The 17,188-nt window shown below is 68.3% G+C and carries 14 protein-coding genes; 3 read left to right on the top strand and 11 right to left on the bottom strand.

Annotation, left to right across the window (positions count from 1 at the left end):
* Positions 1 to 6 precede the first annotated feature (6 nt).
* The gene (locus IF54_RS40905) at positions 7 to 1,113 is read left to right on the top strand and encodes an alcohol dehydrogenase catalytic domain-containing protein (protein WP_324616529.1); all 1,107 of its coding nucleotides are present in this window, start codon (positions 7 to 9) and stop codon (positions 1,111 to 1,113) included.
* Positions 1,114 to 1,156: 43 nt separating this feature from the next.
* On the opposite strand, the gene IF54_RS0104215 is transcribed toward IF54_RS40905, so the two are convergent.
* The 3 genes from IF54_RS0104215 to IF54_RS0104205 are packed head-to-tail and all read right to left on the bottom strand — an operon-like array spanning position 1,157 to position 2,713.
* The gene (locus IF54_RS0104215; protein ID WP_030314597.1) at positions 1,157 to 1,567 is read right to left on the bottom strand and encodes an arsenate reductase ArsC; all 411 of its coding nucleotides are present in this window, start codon (positions 1,565 to 1,567) and stop codon (positions 1,157 to 1,159) included.
* Between the two features lie 25 nt (positions 1,568 to 1,592).
* Positions 1,593 to 2,336 (bottom strand): aquaporin, encoded by a 744-nt coding sequence (locus tag IF54_RS0104210; RefSeq protein WP_037819247.1) that lies wholly within the window; start codon positions 2,334 to 2,336, stop codon positions 1,593 to 1,595.
* A complete protein-coding gene (locus tag IF54_RS0104205) occupies positions 2,333 to 2,713 on the bottom strand; it encodes an ArsR/SmtB family transcription factor (RefSeq protein WP_030314593.1) in 381 nt (126 codons plus the stop codon). The genes IF54_RS0104210 and IF54_RS0104205 overlap by 4 nt, the downstream gene beginning before the upstream one ends.
* A 105-nt stretch (positions 2,714 to 2,818) precedes the next feature.
* Here IF54_RS0104205 and arsM point away from each other — a divergent pair, with 105 nt between their 5' ends.
* Both arsM and IF54_RS39395 read left to right on the top strand, forming a co-directional pair.
* Positions 2,819 to 3,715, top strand: coding sequence for an arsenite methyltransferase (arsM, locus tag IF54_RS0104200; protein WP_030314591.1), 897 nt, complete (start codon positions 2,819 to 2,821; stop codon positions 3,713 to 3,715).
* 468 nt (positions 3,716 to 4,183) lie between these two features.
* The gene (locus IF54_RS39395; protein WP_037819245.1) at positions 4,184 to 4,618 is read left to right on the top strand and encodes a hypothetical protein; all 435 of its coding nucleotides are present in this window, start codon (positions 4,184 to 4,186) and stop codon (positions 4,616 to 4,618) included.
* Between the two features lie 561 nt (positions 4,619 to 5,179).
* On the opposite strand, the gene IF54_RS0104190 is transcribed toward IF54_RS39395, so the two are convergent.
* The 8 genes from IF54_RS0104190 to IF54_RS0104150 all read right to left on the bottom strand — a co-directional run bounded on the left by IF54_RS0104190 (position 5,180) and on the right by IF54_RS0104150 (position 17,019).
* Positions 5,180 to 5,632, bottom strand: coding sequence for a hypothetical protein (locus tag IF54_RS0104190; protein ID WP_159002069.1), 453 nt, complete (start codon positions 5,630 to 5,632; stop codon positions 5,180 to 5,182).
* Between the two features lie 1,341 nt (positions 5,633 to 6,973).
* Positions 6,974 to 8,944, bottom strand: coding sequence for a TIGR03960 family B12-binding radical SAM protein (locus IF54_RS0104180; protein ID WP_030314581.1), 1,971 nt, complete (start codon positions 8,942 to 8,944; stop codon positions 6,974 to 6,976).
* A gap of 133 nt (positions 8,945 to 9,077) precedes the next feature.
* Positions 9,078 to 10,577 (bottom strand): CYTH and CHAD domain-containing protein, encoded by a 1,500-nt coding sequence (locus tag IF54_RS0104175; protein ID WP_030314579.1) that lies wholly within the window; start codon positions 10,575 to 10,577, stop codon positions 9,078 to 9,080.
* A gap of 143 nt (positions 10,578 to 10,720) precedes the next feature.
* The gene (gene rodA / locus IF54_RS0104170; RefSeq protein ID WP_030314577.1) at positions 10,721 to 11,920 is read right to left on the bottom strand and encodes a rod shape-determining protein RodA; all 1,200 of its coding nucleotides are present in this window, start codon (positions 11,918 to 11,920) and stop codon (positions 10,721 to 10,723) included.
* A complete protein-coding gene (gene mrdA, locus IF54_RS0104165; RefSeq protein WP_030314575.1) occupies positions 11,917 to 14,166 on the bottom strand; it encodes a penicillin-binding protein 2 in 2,250 nt (749 codons plus the stop codon). Before mrdA ends, rodA begins: the two co-directional genes overlap by 4 nt.
* A gap of 80 nt (positions 14,167 to 14,246) precedes the next feature.
* Positions 14,247 to 14,924: a rod shape-determining protein MreD gene (gene mreD / locus IF54_RS0104160; protein WP_020136169.1), complete on the bottom strand. Its 678-nt coding sequence runs from the start codon at positions 14,922 to 14,924 to the stop codon at positions 14,247 to 14,249.
* Positions 14,925 to 14,936: 12 nt separating this feature from the next.
* Complete coding sequence (gene mreC, locus IF54_RS0104155) at positions 14,937 to 15,884, bottom strand: rod shape-determining protein MreC (protein WP_030314573.1); 948 nt, start codon at positions 15,882 to 15,884, stop codon at positions 14,937 to 14,939.
* A gap of 115 nt (positions 15,885 to 15,999) precedes the next feature.
* Positions 16,000 to 17,019: a rod shape-determining protein gene (locus IF54_RS0104150; RefSeq protein WP_004931372.1), complete on the bottom strand. Its 1,020-nt coding sequence runs from the start codon at positions 17,017 to 17,019 to the stop codon at positions 16,000 to 16,002.
* Between the last annotated feature and the right edge of the window lie 169 nt (positions 17,020 to 17,188).

Genomic DNA, 17,188 nt, shown 5'->3' with positions numbered 1-17,188 from the left:
GGCCAACTGCTGGACGGGACGCAACTCGGTCGAGGTGCAGGAGGTACCGGACCCGTCGATCCTCACAGCCGCGACGCCATCGCGAAGATCACCTCGACGGCGATCTGCGGCTCCGACCTCCATCTGGTCGACGGCTACGTCCCCACCATGCAAAAGGGCGACATCATGGGCCACGAGTTCATGGGAGAGGTCCTCGAGGTCGGCCCCGGCGTCGGCGACGGCACACTCCGCGTCGGCGACCGGGTCGTCGTGCCCTTCCCCATCGCCTGCGGCGCCTGCGCGTCCTGCCGTGCGGAGCTGTACTCGTGCTGCGAGAACACCAACCCCAACGCCGGCATCTCGGAGAAGATGTTCGGCCATCCCACCGCCGGTATATACGGCTATTCCCACCTCACCGGCGGCTTCGCCGGCGGCCAGGCCGAGTACGCCCGCGTGGTGCTCGCCGATGCCAACGCCCTGAAGATCGAGTCGGACCTCACCGACGAACAGGTGCTGTTCCTCTCCGACATCCTGCCGACCGGGTACATGGGCGCCGAGATGTGCGACATCCAGGACGGTGACGTCGTGGCCGTCTGGGGCGCCGGTCCGGTCGGCCAGTTCGCCATGGACAGCGCACGGGTACTGGGCGCGGAGAAGGTCATCGCGATCGACAAGGAGCCCTACCGGCTCGACATGGCCGCCACCCAGGGCTACGACACCATCAACTTCGAGGACACGGTCGGCCCTGCTCGACCTCACCGGCGGCCGGGGCCCCGACAAGTGCATCGACGCGGTCGGCCTGGAGGCCACCCACGGCGCCTCCCACGTCGCCCTCTACGACCGCGCCAAGCAGGCGGTCCGCTCCGAGACCGACCGTCCCCACGCCCTGCGTCAGGCCATCATGTCCTGCCGCAGCGGCGGCGTGGTGTCCGTCATCGGCGTCTACGGCGGCCTGATCGACAAGTTCCCGGCGGGCGCCTGGATGAACAGGTCCCTGACGCTGCGCACCGGCCAGTGCCACGTCCACGAGTACATGAGGCCGCTGCTGGACCGGATCGAGCAGGGCAAGCTCGCCCCCACCCGGATCATCACCCACCGCCTGCCCCAGCCGTCACCCGATGGGCACGCCACTGATGTCCGTGGCTGTGCCCGCCCTAGGCGACAGGCGTCGGCGGGGTCAGTCCATCAGCTCGCTCACCAGCTCGCGAATGCGCCGCTCGATCCCGTCCCGGATCGGGCGCACCGCATCGACGCCCTGTCCGGCCGGGTCATCGAGCTCCCAGTCGAGGTAGCGCTTGCCCGGGAAGACCGGGCAGGCGTCACCGCAGCCCATCGTGATCACGACGTCCGACGCCTGTACGGCGTCCACCGTGAGCATCTTGGGCGTCTCGGTGGAGAGGTCGATGCCGACTTCCTTCATCGCTTCCACCACGGCCGGGTTGACCGAGTCGGCAGGCGCCGAGCCGGCGGAGCGGACCTCGACACGATCCCCCGCAAGGTGGGCGAGGAAGGCCGCAGCCATCTGGGAACGCCCCGCGTTGTGGACGCAGACGAACAGGACGGACGGGCGGTGGCTGGGGGCGGTCATGACGTGTCCTTCTGGGGAGCGGGGATCAGGGAGTGGCGGGAGCAACGGCTTCGGCGGCGTCCTGCGGAACAGGAGTGTTCGCCGGAGCAGTGTCGGGACGCCCGAACAACGCCGCCACCAGGCCCATGCCGACGACACCGCCGACCAGTTGAGCGACGACGAACGGAGCAACGGAGGCAGGCGCGATCCCGGCGAACGTGTCCGTGAAGGCCCGTCCGATGGTCACAGCCGGGTTGGCGAAGGAGGTGGACGAGGTGAACCAGTAGGCCGCCCCGATATAGAGCGCCACCGACGCCGGGGCCAGGTGAGCACGCCCCGTACGGATCAAGCCGAAGATCAGGAACACGAGCCCAGCGGTCGCGACCGTCTCACCCAACCACAGGTGACCGGCGGAACGGTCGTGCGTGGACCACTTCACGAGCGGTTCGGCGAACATGGCATCAGCGAGGACCGAACCGCCGACCGCACCCACGGTCTGAGCCGAGATGTACGCGGCCGGCTCCCGTGGGGCTGTCGGTTCTCCGCTTGTACGCCCGGACAGCCAGGCCGCGAGAGTCACGACCGGGTTGAAGTGTGCGCCGGAGACCGGCCCGAGGAGCGCGATGAGCACGCCCAGGCCGAAGACGGTGGCCAGCGAGTTGGCCAGCAGCTGCACGCCCACGTCGTGTGACAGCTCAGCCGCCTGGATGCCCGAGCCGACCACTACGGTGACGAGAGCGGCGGTTCCGACCCCTTCGGCCAGCGCACGCCGCGCCAGTGAGGGGTTCACGCGGTCACCGCGGCAGGCTCGGCAGTGGTCAGGAACGCGGCCAGGCGCTCCAGCACCCCGGGCAGCACCCAGTAGTAGACCCAGGTCCCCCGCCGCTCGCAGTCGATGAGTCCTGCCTGCCGAAGCAGCTTGAGGTGGTGCGAGATGGTCGGCTGCGACAGATCGAAGGCCGGCGTCAGGTCACACACGCACACCTCACCGCCCTCCCCCCGCGAGGCGATCATCGACATCAGCCGCAGGCGGACCGGATCGCCCAGGGCCTTGAAGACCTTCGCCAGATCGGCGGCCTGGCTGTCGTCCAGCGGGGCGGACGCAAGTCCCTGGCAGCAGCCGTCGTCGGCGTCCTGGCCGAGGATCTTCAGCTCTTGTTTCGACATGGCTCTATGTTGACGTTTTTCAATCCAAGGCGCAAGCTTGCATCAACAAACGTCAATACAGGCCGTTCCAGGGCAGTGCCATGCCCCGCCATCCAGGAGTCAGACATGTCCGAGCAGTACACCGACCTGCGCGAAGCCGTCCGACGGCGCTACGCGGCCGCGGCCGTGAAGGTCACCGAAGGCGGCACCGCCTGTTGCGGACCCGAGCCCGTCGAGGTCGACGAGAACTTCGGCTCCACCCTCTACGCCGCGGACGAACGCGACACCCTGCCCGCCGAAGCCCTGGCAGCCTCCCTCGGCTGCGGCAACCCCACCGCCGTCGCCGACCTCCACGAGGGAGAGCGCGTCCTCGACCTCGGTTCAGGAGCCGGCATCGACGTCCTCCTGTCCGCCCGCCGCGTCGGCCCCACCGGCAAGGCATACGGCCTGGACATGACCGACGAGATGCTCGAACTCGCCCTGGCCAACGCGGCGAAGGCCAGGGCGACCAACGTCGAGTTCCTCAAGGGCACGATCGAGGCGATCCCGCTCCCCGCGAACACCATCGACGTCGTGATCTCGAACTGCGTGATCAACCTGTCCACGGACAAGGCACTCGTCTTCGCCGAGACCTTCAGGGTCCTGAGGCCCGGAGGCCGTATCGGCGTCTCCGACGTGGTCGCCGAGGACTCCCTGACAGCGGCCCAGCGCGCGGAACGCGGCGACTACGTCGGCTGCATCGCAGGAGCCCTGTCCTTCACGGAGTACCGCGAGGGCCTCGAAGCGGCGGGCTTCACCGACATCGAGATCACCCCCACACACCCTGTCGCCGACGGCATGCACTCGGCCATCGTGCGCGCCACCAAGCCCTTGTCCGTCTCCGCGCAGAGCGCTGTGCCCGCCGAGACGGCCGAAGAGTGCTGCGGAGTCACCTCGTGCTGCACATCGACCGAGGAGTCCGCCGACCCGGCCGTCACCCTGGCCGAGGCCAAGTCAGCATCCGGCTGCGGGTGCCAGAACTGACAAGACACCACGAGCCCCCTCCGCATCCCGGAGGGGGCTCGAAGCCTTCGGCGCCGGGCCCGCGTTCTTGACCGTCAGCGGGAGCAGCTTCTTCCCGGTCGGGCCGATCTGGATGTGGGTGTCCATCTGCGGGCAGGATCCGAACCGCAACCGCTCAAGCCAGTCGCTGAGAGAGCTCGGCGTCGCCCTCGGCCGACGTCCGTGACGACAACCCTCAACTGATCACCGACCCCTACGGCATCCTCCGGCACTGCCACCGAGTTCAGATCAGCCAGTTGCAGTGCGAGTGACCCCTCCCGGAGGATGCCCCCCATCTGCGGCAATCGTTGCGGACGAAGGGGCGTGCGGCGGTACGCGCTTCTTCATCCCCCGCCGCACCAGGACCTTCTGGTCCCACGGAAATACAGGTTGTTTCAACGCCCCCTGGGTGCTCCAGTTGGCACCGCATGAAAGGGAGGACCCACACGTATGACAACCCCATCGCTTGAAGGCACCCTGGCATTCGCCGTCGATCTGACGCCCGAGAACGTCCGCGCCCTGGAGGCGTTCCTCAATACGCAGCTAGGGCGAGTATCCGCGGAGGTGGGTGAGACCGGGGAGACGTCATTCGCGATGCGGTCCCTGCTCATCCTGGTCAGCGACTCCGCAGGCTTCCTGCACCAACTCCTCAAGGTGGAGCGGCCCGAGCCGTGGCAGCGGGCTGCGATCGTTCGTGAGTGGCAGCGGCTACGCAGCACAGCCGCCGACTTCAACCACTGCGACGGCTACGACCACGGCCGCTGGTGGAAGCAGATACGGCACTACGACGCCGCCGACGAAGCCGCCGAGCAGGAGAGAATCCGTCACTTCGCCACCTTGCACCCCTGGTCGGACGGTGACGCTGACCAAGGCAAGGAGGATTAGCGAGATACACCGTCACCTGCCAGCGGAGTCGCCTGGTCAGAGTGTCCCGAGGGGTACGGCAACCGCCCCGTACAGGCCAGCACGCGGCTTCTCGAAAACCAAGGTTTGCGGGAAGAGGTACGCAACTTCAGTGCGGCACGCTGATGTCCTGGGCACGTCCGCATCTTCGAGAACAAGTCCATCGGAAAGAGCGTCGACCGGCCGCCGGAACTGACAGCCGTGCTGGACTACACCCGACCAGGCAACGTCCTGTGCGTGTGGAAACTTGACCTGTGCGAGCGCGGCCTAGGGTTCCGTGTGCTCGACGGCGCGCTCTCCTCTGTCGACACCAGGTCGGCCGACAGACGCCTGTTCTCCAGAACGTCGTGGCCAAGGCGGAGTTCGAACGGTCGCTCATCAACGACCGCACTCAGGCCTGTTCGGAAGCGGCCAGGGCGCAGAGCCTTACCGGCGGCCTGTGGTGAACGAGGACCTACCACCCTGATCCGTGCTGGGCAGGGCAAGGCGCCATCGCCGAGGCGCTCGGCGTTTGACGCGCCACGCTGTACCGACGCCTGTTCATCAGCACCGCGACCATGCGCTCGCCGGCAGGAAGTGGGGAAGGTCGTCCATCGCTTCGGAAGGTACGAAGACCGGCCGGGTCAACAGGTGATCACCCACCCGCTGCACATCGATCACAACGCCCAGAGATTCTGAGACAGGGACGCCAGCGGCCATACAACTGAGCTCCGTACCAGGCTCACGGCCATCGGCTCGGTCAAGCAGCCACTGTTCCAAAACCGAGGGCGCACGGCCGACCAGAGCCGTGTCGTCAGCGAAGACCTGAGGTCCACGCAGAGCATCCACCACGACACCGGCCAATCGTTGCTGCTGGTAGTAGAGCTTCAGGCCGAACTCTTTGTAGGTGCCGACCTCGACTCTGTAAACGGTCTCCTGCGCAGACCGACTACGCGTGCATCTCTGCGATTCGGCCGTGACGTGGCTCAGAGCCTCTGAGACCTCGTCGGGGCTCATGCCGAAACTCAGCGGGCCTACGCCTGTCAACGGATCCAGGGCCCACTGCTGCCGCCCGTCATCCGGCAGCACATCTCACCACTTGAACATGGCCACGAAGAGAAGGGCAGTTCGCTCGAACCTCCATGCCCGCAGTCGAGGGACGCCGGACGGGCCGTAGGCAGGCCTCAGACCCACTCCACCTCGGAATGGACAGCCGTCGAGCCCCTAGGAGGCGGCAGCGGCGTTCTCAGCCCCTCCCGCACGATCCCCCGCCGCCCACTCTCTACACCAAGTGCCCTCAGGACAGCAGCCGTCTAATCCTCGCCGCTGTTCCCGAGGGCACCCAGAATGCGCCGCAACGCCTCGCTCACCTCAGTGCGTGTGACCACTCGAAGCCGGCGCCGGACCCGCGTTCTTGACCGTCAGGCGGAAGCAGCTTCTTCCCGGTCGGATCGATTTATATGACGGTGTCCATCTGCTGGGGATTCGTTAAGTACATTGCCCTGCCAGCTCCGCTCGGGCTTACGAGACGGGTAACACCTGAGGAAGCGCCTTGGAGAACATCTCGTATGAACCCAACAGGCCGCGCCGCTGATCAAGGCAATGCCGACTCAACGACGAGTCATGGTTAGCGACATGCGCGGGGTCCCGCCGCAGAGCGTCTACCGCAAAGAGTGCCTGCTCCAGCCATCGAAGGGCCGCACCGGATATGCGCTCAAGTTCTGGCACTTGACAGGTCATCACGAGGTCGTAGTGCCCACGGAGTACGGCTCCCTCCGCTTGGCGGAGCCTGCCACGCACCTCGTCCAGTGACTCTCCATCACTGAGGGCGTCCATCAATGCGTCGAGCGCATCGACCGCCTCCCCAAGTTTCGCTTGGAAGGCCAAGCAGTTTCGGCGGCGCCAGTCATGGTGCTGTCGACGACGCTCCTCTGCCTTGGTCTGTTTCTCCAACTCACGCACTTGAAGCGCCTGCATGCGAACACCCCGGGCGGCCACGCCTGCCCCCATCGCAGCCCCCGCCGCGCTCACAAATCCTGCTAACCCAGCAGCCCAGACCGCAGCGACCCCCTGATCCATGCACACGATTTTGCCGTGTTCATTGCAAGCGGGGTAGAGCGGAGCGGCAGTCCCCTCCCAGCAAGGACAGAACAACGAGCCGACTAGATCCACTCGACTTCGGAGAAAACACGCGAGGCTCTCCCAGGGCCACCAGGGCCAGGCAGAGGCGTGCGGGAGGGCGATGCTGGCCCCGGCGGGCGGGGACGAGAGGTACTCAGCGCAACCATGGCCGTGGCTACCTCCTCCTCGCTCACCCCCGCCAGCACCTCAACCACCCGATCGAGTGCCTCACTCACCTCAGTGCGTGTGACCACTCGCAGCCGGCGCCGACCCCGCGTTCTTGACCGTCAGCGGGAGCAGCTTCTTCCCGGTCGGGCCGATCTGGATGTGGGTGTCCATCTGCGGGCACACCCCGCAGTCGAAGCACGGTGTCCAGCGGCAGTCCTCGACCTCCGTCTCGTCGAGGGCGTCCTGCCAGTCCTCCCAGAGCCAGTCCTTGTCGAGGCCCGAGTCGAGGTGGTCCCAGGGGAGGACCTCCTCGTAGGTCTTCTCGCGGGTGGTGTACCAGTCGACGTCCACGCCGAAGGCCGGCAGCGTCTTGTCGGCGCACGCCATCCAGCGGTCGTAGGAGAAGTGCTCGCGCCAGCCGTCGAAGCGGCCGCCGTCCTCGTACACGGCGCGGATGACCGCGCCGATGCGACGGTCGCCGCGGGAGAGGAGGCCCTCCACGATGCCCGGCTTGCCGTCGTGGTAGCGGAAGCCGATCGAGCGGCCGTACTTCTTGTCGCCGCGGATCTTGTCGCGGAGCTTGGCGAGCCGGGCGTCCGTCTCCTCGGCCGAGAGCTGCGGGGCCCACTGGAAGGGGGTGTGCGGCTTGGGGACGAAGCCGCCGATCGACACCGTGCAGCGGATGTCGTTCTGGCCGGAGACCTTGCGGCCCTCGGCGATCACCCGCGTCGCCATGTCGGCGATCTGGAGCACGTCCTCGTCGGTCTCCGTCGGCAGGCCGCACATGAAGTACAGCTTCACCTGGCGCCAGCCGTTGCCGTACGCCGTGGAGACGGTCCTGATGAGGTCGTCCTCCGAGACCATCTTGTTGATGACCTTGCGCATGCGCTCGGAGCCGCCCTCGGGGGCGAAGGTCAGGCCGGACCTGCGGCCGTTCCTCGTCAGCTCGTTCGCCAGGTCCACGTTGAAGGCGTCCACGCGGGTGGAAGGGAGGGACAGACCGATCTTGTCCTCCTCGTACCGGTCCGCCAGGCCCTTCGCGATGTCGCCGATCTCCGAGTGGTCCGCCGAGGACAGGGAGAGCAGGCCCACCTCCTCGAAGCCCGTCGCCTTCAGGCCCTTCTCCACCATGTCGCCGATGCCCGTGATGGAGCGCTCGCGGACCGGACGGGTGATCATGCCCGCCTGGCAGAAGCGGCAGCCGCGGGTGCAGCCGCGGAAGATCTCCACCGACATGCGCTCATGGACCGTCTCGGCCAGCGGGACCAGGGGCTGCTTGGGGTAGGGCCACTCGTCGAGGTCCATGACCGTGTGCTTCGAGACCCGCCACGGGACGCCCGACTTGTTCGGTACGACTCGGGCGATACGGCCGTCGGGGAGGTACTCGACATCGTAGAACGCCGGGATGTACACCGAGCCGGTCTTCGCGAGGCGGAAGAGGACCTCCTCGCGGCCGCCCGGCCTGCCCTCCGCCTTCCAGTCACGGATGATCTTCGTCATGTCGAGCACGGCCTGCTCGCCGTCGCCGATGATCGCCGCGTCGATGAAGTCCGCGATCGGCTCGGGGTTGAACGCCGCGTGGCCGCCGGCCAGGACGATCGGGTCGTCGAGGGTACGGTCCTTGGACTCCAGGGGGATGCCCGCCAGGTCCAGCGCGGTGAGCATGTTGGTGTAGCCCAGCTCCGTGGAGAAGGACAGGCCGAACACGTCGAAGGCGCCCACCGGGCGATGGCTGTCCACCGTGAACTGCGGGACATGGTGCTCCCGCATCAGGGCCTCCAGGTCCGGCCACACGCTGTAGGTGCGCTCGGCGAGGACGCCCTCCTGCTCGTTCAGGACCTCGTAGAGGATCATGACGCCCTGGTTGGGCAGCCCGACCTCGTAGGCGTCCGGGTACATGAGCGCCCAGCGGACGTCGCAGGACTCCCACGGCTTGACGGTCGAGTTGAGCTCTCCGCCGACGTACTGGATCGGCTTCTGCACATGCGGGAGCAGCGCTTCGAGCTGCGGGAACACCGACGCGGCGGTTTCGGCTGACATCTCGCACTTCCATGGGCTGACAGGGGTGGCCATCTAGCCTAACGCGGCGATGAGCACCCCCCGTACGCCCCGAGGGTCCAGACGCGGTCCAGCCCCGTACGCCCTGAGAATCCGGAGCGCGTCCGCCCCTGTCTCAGAGGCCGTCCGCCGCGCCCTTCGCGCCGTCCCAGAACCCCGGCAGCTCGGCCTCCACGGCCGCCGCCCGCTGCTCCTCACGGCCGTACAGCAGCCCGTAGGTGAAGGCGCTCTCCCCCGCCGCGTGGGCGACCGCGGAGAGCTCGCGCAGGGTGCCGCGGGCCATCACGCTGTCCTGGTGCTCCCCGAGCAGGTTCTGGAGCGACTTCATGGACTTGACCATGGACTTGGCGGGCTCGCCGAGAACGGGGCGGGCCGCCTCGGCCGCGTAGCGGGTGCGCTTGGTCTTCTTGCGGGCCTCGTGGATCGCCACGTCGCGGTCGGTGCCGGGCTCCAGCTCCAGCGCCTGCCCGACCAGCCTGGACACCTTCTTGAAGTCCTTCGTCACGGCCTTGGCGATCACCTTGTGCGGCTTCTTCCCGGCGGCCTTCAGCAGCGGCGGGTCGGCGATCAGCGCGTCCAAAGCGTCGAGCAGCGCGAGGTGACGGTGCGAGTCCAGGACACCGATCAGCCGGGCGCTCGCTCCGCCGGGGCTGTCCCCCGCCCAGACGCGCAGCCGTTCGGCCACGGGTCCGGAGACCAGCGTCCCGGACACCTCGTCGAGGGCCGTGGAGAGCCGTTCGGCCAGGACCTCGCGGTCGCGGTCCACGCCCAGTTCGCCGGCGAGCCACTTCAGCTCGTCGCCGATCGGGTCGGTGACGGCCCGGTCCAGGACCTTGCCGTACGACTTGAGGGTGCTGCGGAGCCGGCGGGTGGCGACGCGCATGCTGTGCACGGAGTCCTCGGCGTCCTGGCGGACGGCGGGGTCGAGGGCGACGATCGCGTCCCGCTGTTCCCGGATGTACGCGAGGACGTGGTCGCCGGCGGTCACGGGGTCCCCGGGGCGGGCGGTCTGCTTCTTCGGTGCCGTCTCGGCGAGGGCCCTGGCCAGTTTCGAGGAGGACGCGGAACGTCGTACGCCCGCCTTGCGCAGCCGTTTCTCCACCTTGTCGAGGAAGGCAGGGTCGCCGTCGTCGGCGAGTTCCACCTCGATCTCGGTCCACTGGGTGTCGCCGACGCCGCCGCTGAGCCGTTCGGCGTGCACGGCGTCCACGCTGACCTCGGCGAGCAGTTGTCCGTCCGCGTCCAGGAGGTGGCGTACATCGCGGTCCGAACGCAGCCGGACGACGGGCAGCAGCTCCACGTTCCGGGTGCGGGAGCGGACCAGGGCGGCGAGTTCGTCGGGGAGGGTGTCGGAGAGCGGGGCGCGGATCTCGTCGCGGACGCCCTCGGAGACGGGGAGCTTGAGGTGCCAGCCCGCGTCCGAGCCGCCTGTGCGGCGGCGCAGGGTGATCGAGGACGCCATCAGGCGTTCGTCGGCCGTGTCGTAGTAGGTGGCGTCCAGACTCGCCACGCCCTTGTCGACGACGGCCTCGACGCCGGCGACTCCGGTCAGGTCCGGCAGCCCGCTGTCGTCGGACTCGTACTTCCGCTCGATCTCCCGCTTTGTGTCCGCCATGACCCGAATCTAGTGGTCGAACGCCGGTCATGGCAGGGGGCCGCCGCCGGTCGGAGCACACCGGCCACCGCCGACCGCGGCACACCGGCCTCCGCCGACCGGGCGCCCACCGCGGCACACCGGCTACCGCCGACGGGCGCCCCCTACGCCGACATCGGCCGCTGCACCCTGATCGACTGCAACAGCCCCACCGCCACCCACACCGCGAACATCGATGATCCGCCGTACGACACGAACGGCAGGGGCAGACCGGTGACCGGCATGATGCCGAGGGTCATGCCGATGTTCTCGAAGGCCTGGAAGGCGAACCAGGCGACGATCCCGGCGGCCACGATCGTGCCGTACAGCTCGGTCGTCTCGCGGGCGATCCGGCAGGCCCGCCACAGCACGACGCCGAGCAGGACGATGATCAGGCCCGCGCCGACGAAGCCCAGTTCCTCACCGGCGACGGTGAAGACGAAGTCGGTCTGCTGTTCGGGGACGAACTGGCCGGTGGTCTGCGAACCGTGGAAGAGGCCCGCGCCGGTCAGACCGCCGGAACCGATCGCGATCCGGGCCTGGTTGGTGTTGTAGCCGACGCCGGCCGGGTCGAGGCTCGGGTTGGCGAAGGCGGCGAAGCGGGCGATCTGGTACTCGTCCAGGATGTGCAGCTGCCACACCGCGACCGCGCCGAGCGTGCCCGCGCCGAGCAGGCCGAACACCCAGCGGTTGGAGGCGCCGGAGGCGAGCAGCAGACCGAGCACGATGATGACCATCACCATGACCGACCCGAGGTCGGGCATGAGCATCACGATCAGCATCGGGATGGCGGCGAGGCCGAGGGCCTGGAGGACCGTGCGGTGGTCGGGGTAGGGCTTGTCGCCCGCGTCGACCCGGGCCGCGAGCAGCATCGCCATACCCAGGATGATCGTGATCTTCACGAACTCCGAGGGCTGGAGCGAGAAGCCGCCGCCGAGCACGATCCAGGAGTGCGCGCCGTTGACCGTGGAGCCCAGCGGGGTGAGCACCAGCAGGATGAGGAAGACCGAGGCGCCGTACAGCAGGGGCACGGCGGTGCGCAGGGTGCGGTGGCCGACCCACACCACGCCGATCATCAGGGCGAACCCGATGCCGGTGTTCATGAGGTGCCGGATCAGGAAGTAGTAAGGGTCGCCCTGGTTGATCTCGGTGCGGTTGCGGGTCGCCGAGAAAACCAGGAGCGAGCCGATCATCGACAGCGCGAGGGCCGAGAACAGTATCGGCCAGTCGAGCCGGCGGGCGAGCGAGTCACGGGCCAGCAGCCGGGTCCAGCCCGCGCGTTCGGGGCCGTACCCGGAGACCTGGAAGCTGTTCGCCCCGGTCATGTGAGCATCCTCCGGTTTCCGCGCGCACGGCGCCGGCGACGGGTGAGACGGTTCCCGCCCGTCGCGGTGTTCACGGTCGCGGCCGGCTGGGACTCGTCCGGCTCGGGCGCGCCCTCCTGGCTCACCCGCTGGTCCTTGGCCGGGTCCTTGGCGATCTTCGGGGACTTGATGGTCCCGTCGGTCCGGATCTTCGGCAGGCTGGTCTGCGGGCTCGGCAGGAGCGCGTTCTTCTTGTCGATCGTGCCGTCGGCCGCGACGCCGTACAGGGCGTTGTAGATGTGGCGCACGGCCTCACCCGAGGCGCCGGAGCCGGTACCGGCCTGGGCGATCGTCATGACGACCGTGTAGTCCTTGGAGTACGTGGCCAGCCAGGACGTGGTCTGCTTGCCGTAGACCTCGGCGGTGCCGGTCTTGGCGTGCAGCGGGATCTTGTCCTGCGGCCAGCCGCCGAACTTCCAGGCGGCCGTACCGCGGGTGACGACGCCTTCCAGGGCGGCGTCCATGCCCTTGAGGGTGGCCTTGCTGACCGGAAGCCGGCCGGTCGCCTTGGGCTTGATCTCCTGGACCGTCTTGCCGTCGGCGCTGATGATCGCCTTGCCGATGCTCGGCTGGTACATGGTGCCGCCGTTGGCGAGCGCTCCGTAGATCCTGGCCTCCTGGATCGGGGTGACGAGGGTGTCGCCCTGACCGATGGAGTAGTTGATGGAGTCACCCTCGCGCATCTTGTTGCCTTCGAGGCAGTTCTCGTACGCGATCTTCTCGACGTAGCTGCCGTCCTTCTTGCCGGTCTTGCACCACGCGTCCTTGTTGGCCTTCCAGTACGACTCCTTCCACTGGCGGTCGGGGACGCGGCCGGTGACCTCGTTGGGGAGGTCGATGCCGGTCTCCTTGCCGAGGCCGAACTGGTGGGCGGCCTTGTAGAAGTAGTCCTTCGGCTCGCCCTTCTTGGGGTTGATGCCGCCGTCCTTCTTCCACTCCCGGTCGGCGAGACCGTAGAAGACGGTGTCGCAGGAGACCTCCAGGGCGCGGCCGAGGGAGATGGGGCCGAAGCTCTCGCCCTCGAAGTTCTTGAAGACCTGGCCGCCCACCGAGTACGAGCTGGTGCAGGGGTAGCCGCCGTCCCACTCGTAGCCGGCCTCGACCGCGGCGGCCGTGGAGACCACCTTGAACGTCGAACCGGGCGCGGACTGACCCTGTATGGCCCTGTTGAGCAGCGGATAGTCGGAGTTCTTGCTGGTGAGGTTCTTGTAGTCCTTGGCGGAGATGCCGCCGACCCAGACGTTCGGGTCGTAGGTCGGGGCGGACGCCATCGCGACGATCCGGCCGGTCTTGGCCTCCATCACGACGACGGCGCCCGAGTCGGCCTTGTAGTTCTCGCCGGTGATCTTGTCGAACTGCTGGCGGGCGATCTTCATCGCCTGGTGCAGCTCGTACTCGGCGACCCGCTGGACCCGGGCGTCGATGCTGGTGACGAGGTTGGCGCCGGGCTGGGCCTCGTCGGCCTCGGCCTGGCCGATGACCCGGCCGAGGTTGTCGACCTCGTAGCGGGTGACACCGGCCTTGCCGCGCAGTTCCTTGTCGTACTGGCGCTCGAGGCCCGAGCGGCCCACCTGGTCGGAGCGCAGGTAGGGCGAGTCGGTGTCCTGGGCCTTGGTGATCTCCTCGTCGGTGACCGGGGAGAGGTAGCCGAGGACCTGGGCGGTGTTGGCCTTGCCGGGGGCGGCGTAGCGGCGCACGGCCTGCGGCTCGGCGGTGATGCCGGGGAAGTCCTCGGCGCGCTCGCGGATCTGGAGGGCCTGCTTGGCGGTGGCCTCGTCGGTGATGGGGATCGGCTGGTAGGGCGAGCCGTTCCAGCAGGGCTGGGGCGTCCTGGCGTCGCAGAGGCGGACCTTCTGGATCACCTCGGCGGGCTTCATGCCGAGGACGCCGGCCAGCTTGGTGAGGACGGCCTTGCCGTCGTCCCGCATCTTCAGCAGGTCGGTGCGGGAGGCGGAGACCACGAGCCGGGTCTCGTTGTCCGCGAGGGGCACTCCGCGCGCGTCCAGGATCGAGCCGCGCACGGCGGGCTCGACGACCTGCTGGACGTGGTTGCCGGAGGCCTCCTTGGCGTACGCGTCGCCCTCGCGGATCTGGAGGTACCAGAGGCGTCCGCCGAGGGTGCCGAGGAGGGACAGCACGAGGATCTGGATGACGACGAGACGGATCTGGACCCGTGGGGTCCGCCCGGTCTCGGGGATGTTGGTCACTGCGGCTGCCGCCCCCTCTCAGTGTGTGTATGTGTCATATACGGCGAACCTGTGAACGGGGCCCGCCAACTGCCATGGGGTCACAGTCGCTTGACTCCCTTGATGCGGCCCACGCGGGCCGTACGGGTGCGTGCCTTGTTCTTGAGGCCGCCCAGGCCCCCGCGCTGGCCGCCGATCTTGAGGCCGGTGCCGGAGGAGAGCCAGCCGGAGGAGATGTCCGCGGACTTGGCCGCGGAGCTCGTCTCGGCGAGCGGGTCGTTCTCGGCCTTGCGGGCGAGCGCCATGATGCCGGGGACGACGAACGGGGCGAGCAGCAGGTCGTACAGGGCGGCGGTGAACAGCAGGCTGGGCAGGCCGACATGCCGGGCGGTGGTGTCGCCGACCAGGGCACCGACCCCGGCGTAGAGCAGGGTGGTGCCGAGGGCGGCGGCGACCACGACGACCATGGGTCCGGTGGCCGACTTGAGGCGGCCGTTCTCCGGCTTGGCGAGTCCGGCGAGGTAGCCGATCACGCACAGGACGAGGGCGTACCGGCCGGCCGCGTGGTCGGCGGGCGGGGCGAGGTCGGCGAGGAGGCCGGCGCCGAAGCCGACGAGGGCGCCGCCGACATGGCCGTAGACCAGGGCGAGGCCCAGCACGGTCAGGAGCAGCAGGTCCGGGACGGCGCCCGGGAGGTGGAGGCGGGCGAGAACGCTCACCTGGACGACCAGGGCGACGACGATCAGGGCCGACGACAGCAGGATCCGGTTGACGCGCATCAGGTACAGCTCCTACTGCTCTTGCTGGATCTCGCCGCCGAGCGGCGCGTTGGCGGACGGGGTGACGGTGACCGTCACGGTCGGCGTGGGCGTCGGTTTCGGCTTGGCGGGCAGCACCGTGTCGCGCGGGTCCTTCTTCGGGGCCTCGACGACGATGCCGACGATGTCGAGCTTGGTGAAGCTGACGTACGGGGTGACGTAGAGGGTGCGGGTGAGGTCGCCGCCGGAGGGGTCGACGCGGGAGACCACGCCGACCGGCACGCCGGGCACGAAGGGCTTGTCGGCCTGGGAGCCGAAGGTGACCAGGCGGTCGCCCTTCTTCACGTCCGCCTTGCCGTTGAGGAGTTCGACGCGCAGCGGGCGGTCGCCCTGTCCGGAGGCGAAGCCGAGCTCGTCGGAGGCCTCCATGCGGGTGCCGACGGTGAAGTCGGGGTCGTTGGCGAGGAGCACGGTGGCGGTGTCGGGGCCGACCGTGGTGACGCGGCCGACCAGGCCGTCGCCGTTGAGGACGGTCATGTCGCGCTGGATGCCGTCGTGGGCGCCGACGTCCACGGTGATGGTCCAGGAGAAGCCCTGGGCCGCCCCTATGGCGATGACCTGGGCACCCTTGATGCCGTACTGGCCGTCGCCGGCGATCTTCAGCATCCTGTTCAGCTGCTTGAGGCGGCTGGAGTTGCGGTCGTCGCTGCCGAGCTTGGCCTTGAGGGCGGCGTTCTCCTGCTCCAGCTCGGCGAGCCGGTCGTGCCGCTCGCCGGAGTCGCGGATCGCCGACACCGCGTTGCCGACCGGGTTCACCGCGGACGACACACCGTCCTCGACCGGGCCGAACACGGCGGCCGCGGCCTGGCGGGCACCGTCGACCGGTGAGTCCTCCCCGCCGCGGATGTCGACCGTGATCAGCGCGAACGCGACGGCGATCAGCAGCACCAGGAGCAGCCGGCTCTCTCGTGTGTCCCTCACGTGCGGCGGCCGTGCCCTTCTCATTGAAGTTGCGTTTATGGGAGCTTATGCCTCGATATCAACGATCCGCCGCACGAGAGGAGATCATCTCGTACGGCGGAATCGAAGAGTTACGTCATCTGCGCGGCTGGGCGTCCAGCACCTGCTGGAGTGCCTCGAACTCCTCGACGCACTTGCCGGAGCCGAGCGCCACGCTGTCCAGCGGGTCCTCGGCGATGTGGATCGGCATGCCGGTCTCCCGGCGCAGCCGCTCGTCCAGGCCGCGCAGCAGGGCTCCGCCGCCGGTCAGAACGATTCCGCGGTCCATGATGTCGCCGGAGAGCTCCGGCGGGCACTTGTCGAGGGTCGTCTTGACGGCGTCGACGATGGCGTTGACGGGTTCCTCGATCGCCTTGCGGACCTCGGCGGCCGAGATGACGACGGTCTTGGGCAGTCCGGAGACGAGGTCCCGGCCGCGGATTTCGGTGTGCTCGTCAGCGTCGAGGTCGTACGCCGAACCGATCGTGATCTTGATCTGCTCGGCCGTCCGCTCACCCAGCAGGAGGGAGTACTCCTTCTTGATGTGCTGGATGATCGCGTTGTCCAGCTCGTCGCCCGCGACGCGGATGGACTGCGCGGTGACGATGCCGCCGAGGGAGATGACCGCGACCTCCGTGGTGCCGCCGCCGATGTCCACCACCATGTTGCCCGTGGCCTCGTGGACCGGCAGGCCGGAGCCGATGGCGGCCGCCATGGGCTCCTCGATGATGTGCACCTGGCGTGCGCCGGCCTGGGACGACGCCTCGATGACGGCGCGGCGCTCGACGCCGGTGATGCCCGAGGGGACGCACACGACGACGCGCGGCCTGGCGAGATACCGCCGCTTGTGGATCTTCAGGATGAAGTAGCGGAGCATCCGCTCGGTGATCTCGAAGTCGGCGATCACGCCGTCCTTCAGCGGACGCACGGCCACGATGTTGCCGGGGGTCCGCCCGATCATCTTCTTGGCCTCGGCACCGACTGCCAGAATTCCACCGGTGTTCGTGTTGATCGCGACGACGGACGGCTCGTTGAGTACGATCCCGCGACCCCTGACGTACACCAGCGTGTTGGCGGTCCCGAGGTCGACAGCCATGTCACGGCCGATGAACGACATTGAGTTCCCCATCAGGATTCGTCTGGCCTTCCCGGGAGCTTTTGAGGGCTTTTCAGGTCGGCGAAGTGGGTGCTGTGACGTGAAGGCTTCCATCGTAGACGCGCCTGCACGAACACTGCGCGAGGGTCTTCGCCATTGTCAGCAGATGTGGAGCCGCCCCGCTTGTGGA

Origin of the sequence: Streptomyces sp. NRRL B-3229 (assembly GCF_000719505.1) — a bacterium.
Lineage (GTDB): Bacteria > Actinomycetota > Actinomycetes > Streptomycetales > Streptomycetaceae > Streptomyces > Streptomyces griseorubiginosus.
The sequence above is the reverse complement of the archived record's forward strand: the minus strand, read 5'-3'. Positions and strand labels throughout refer to the sequence as shown.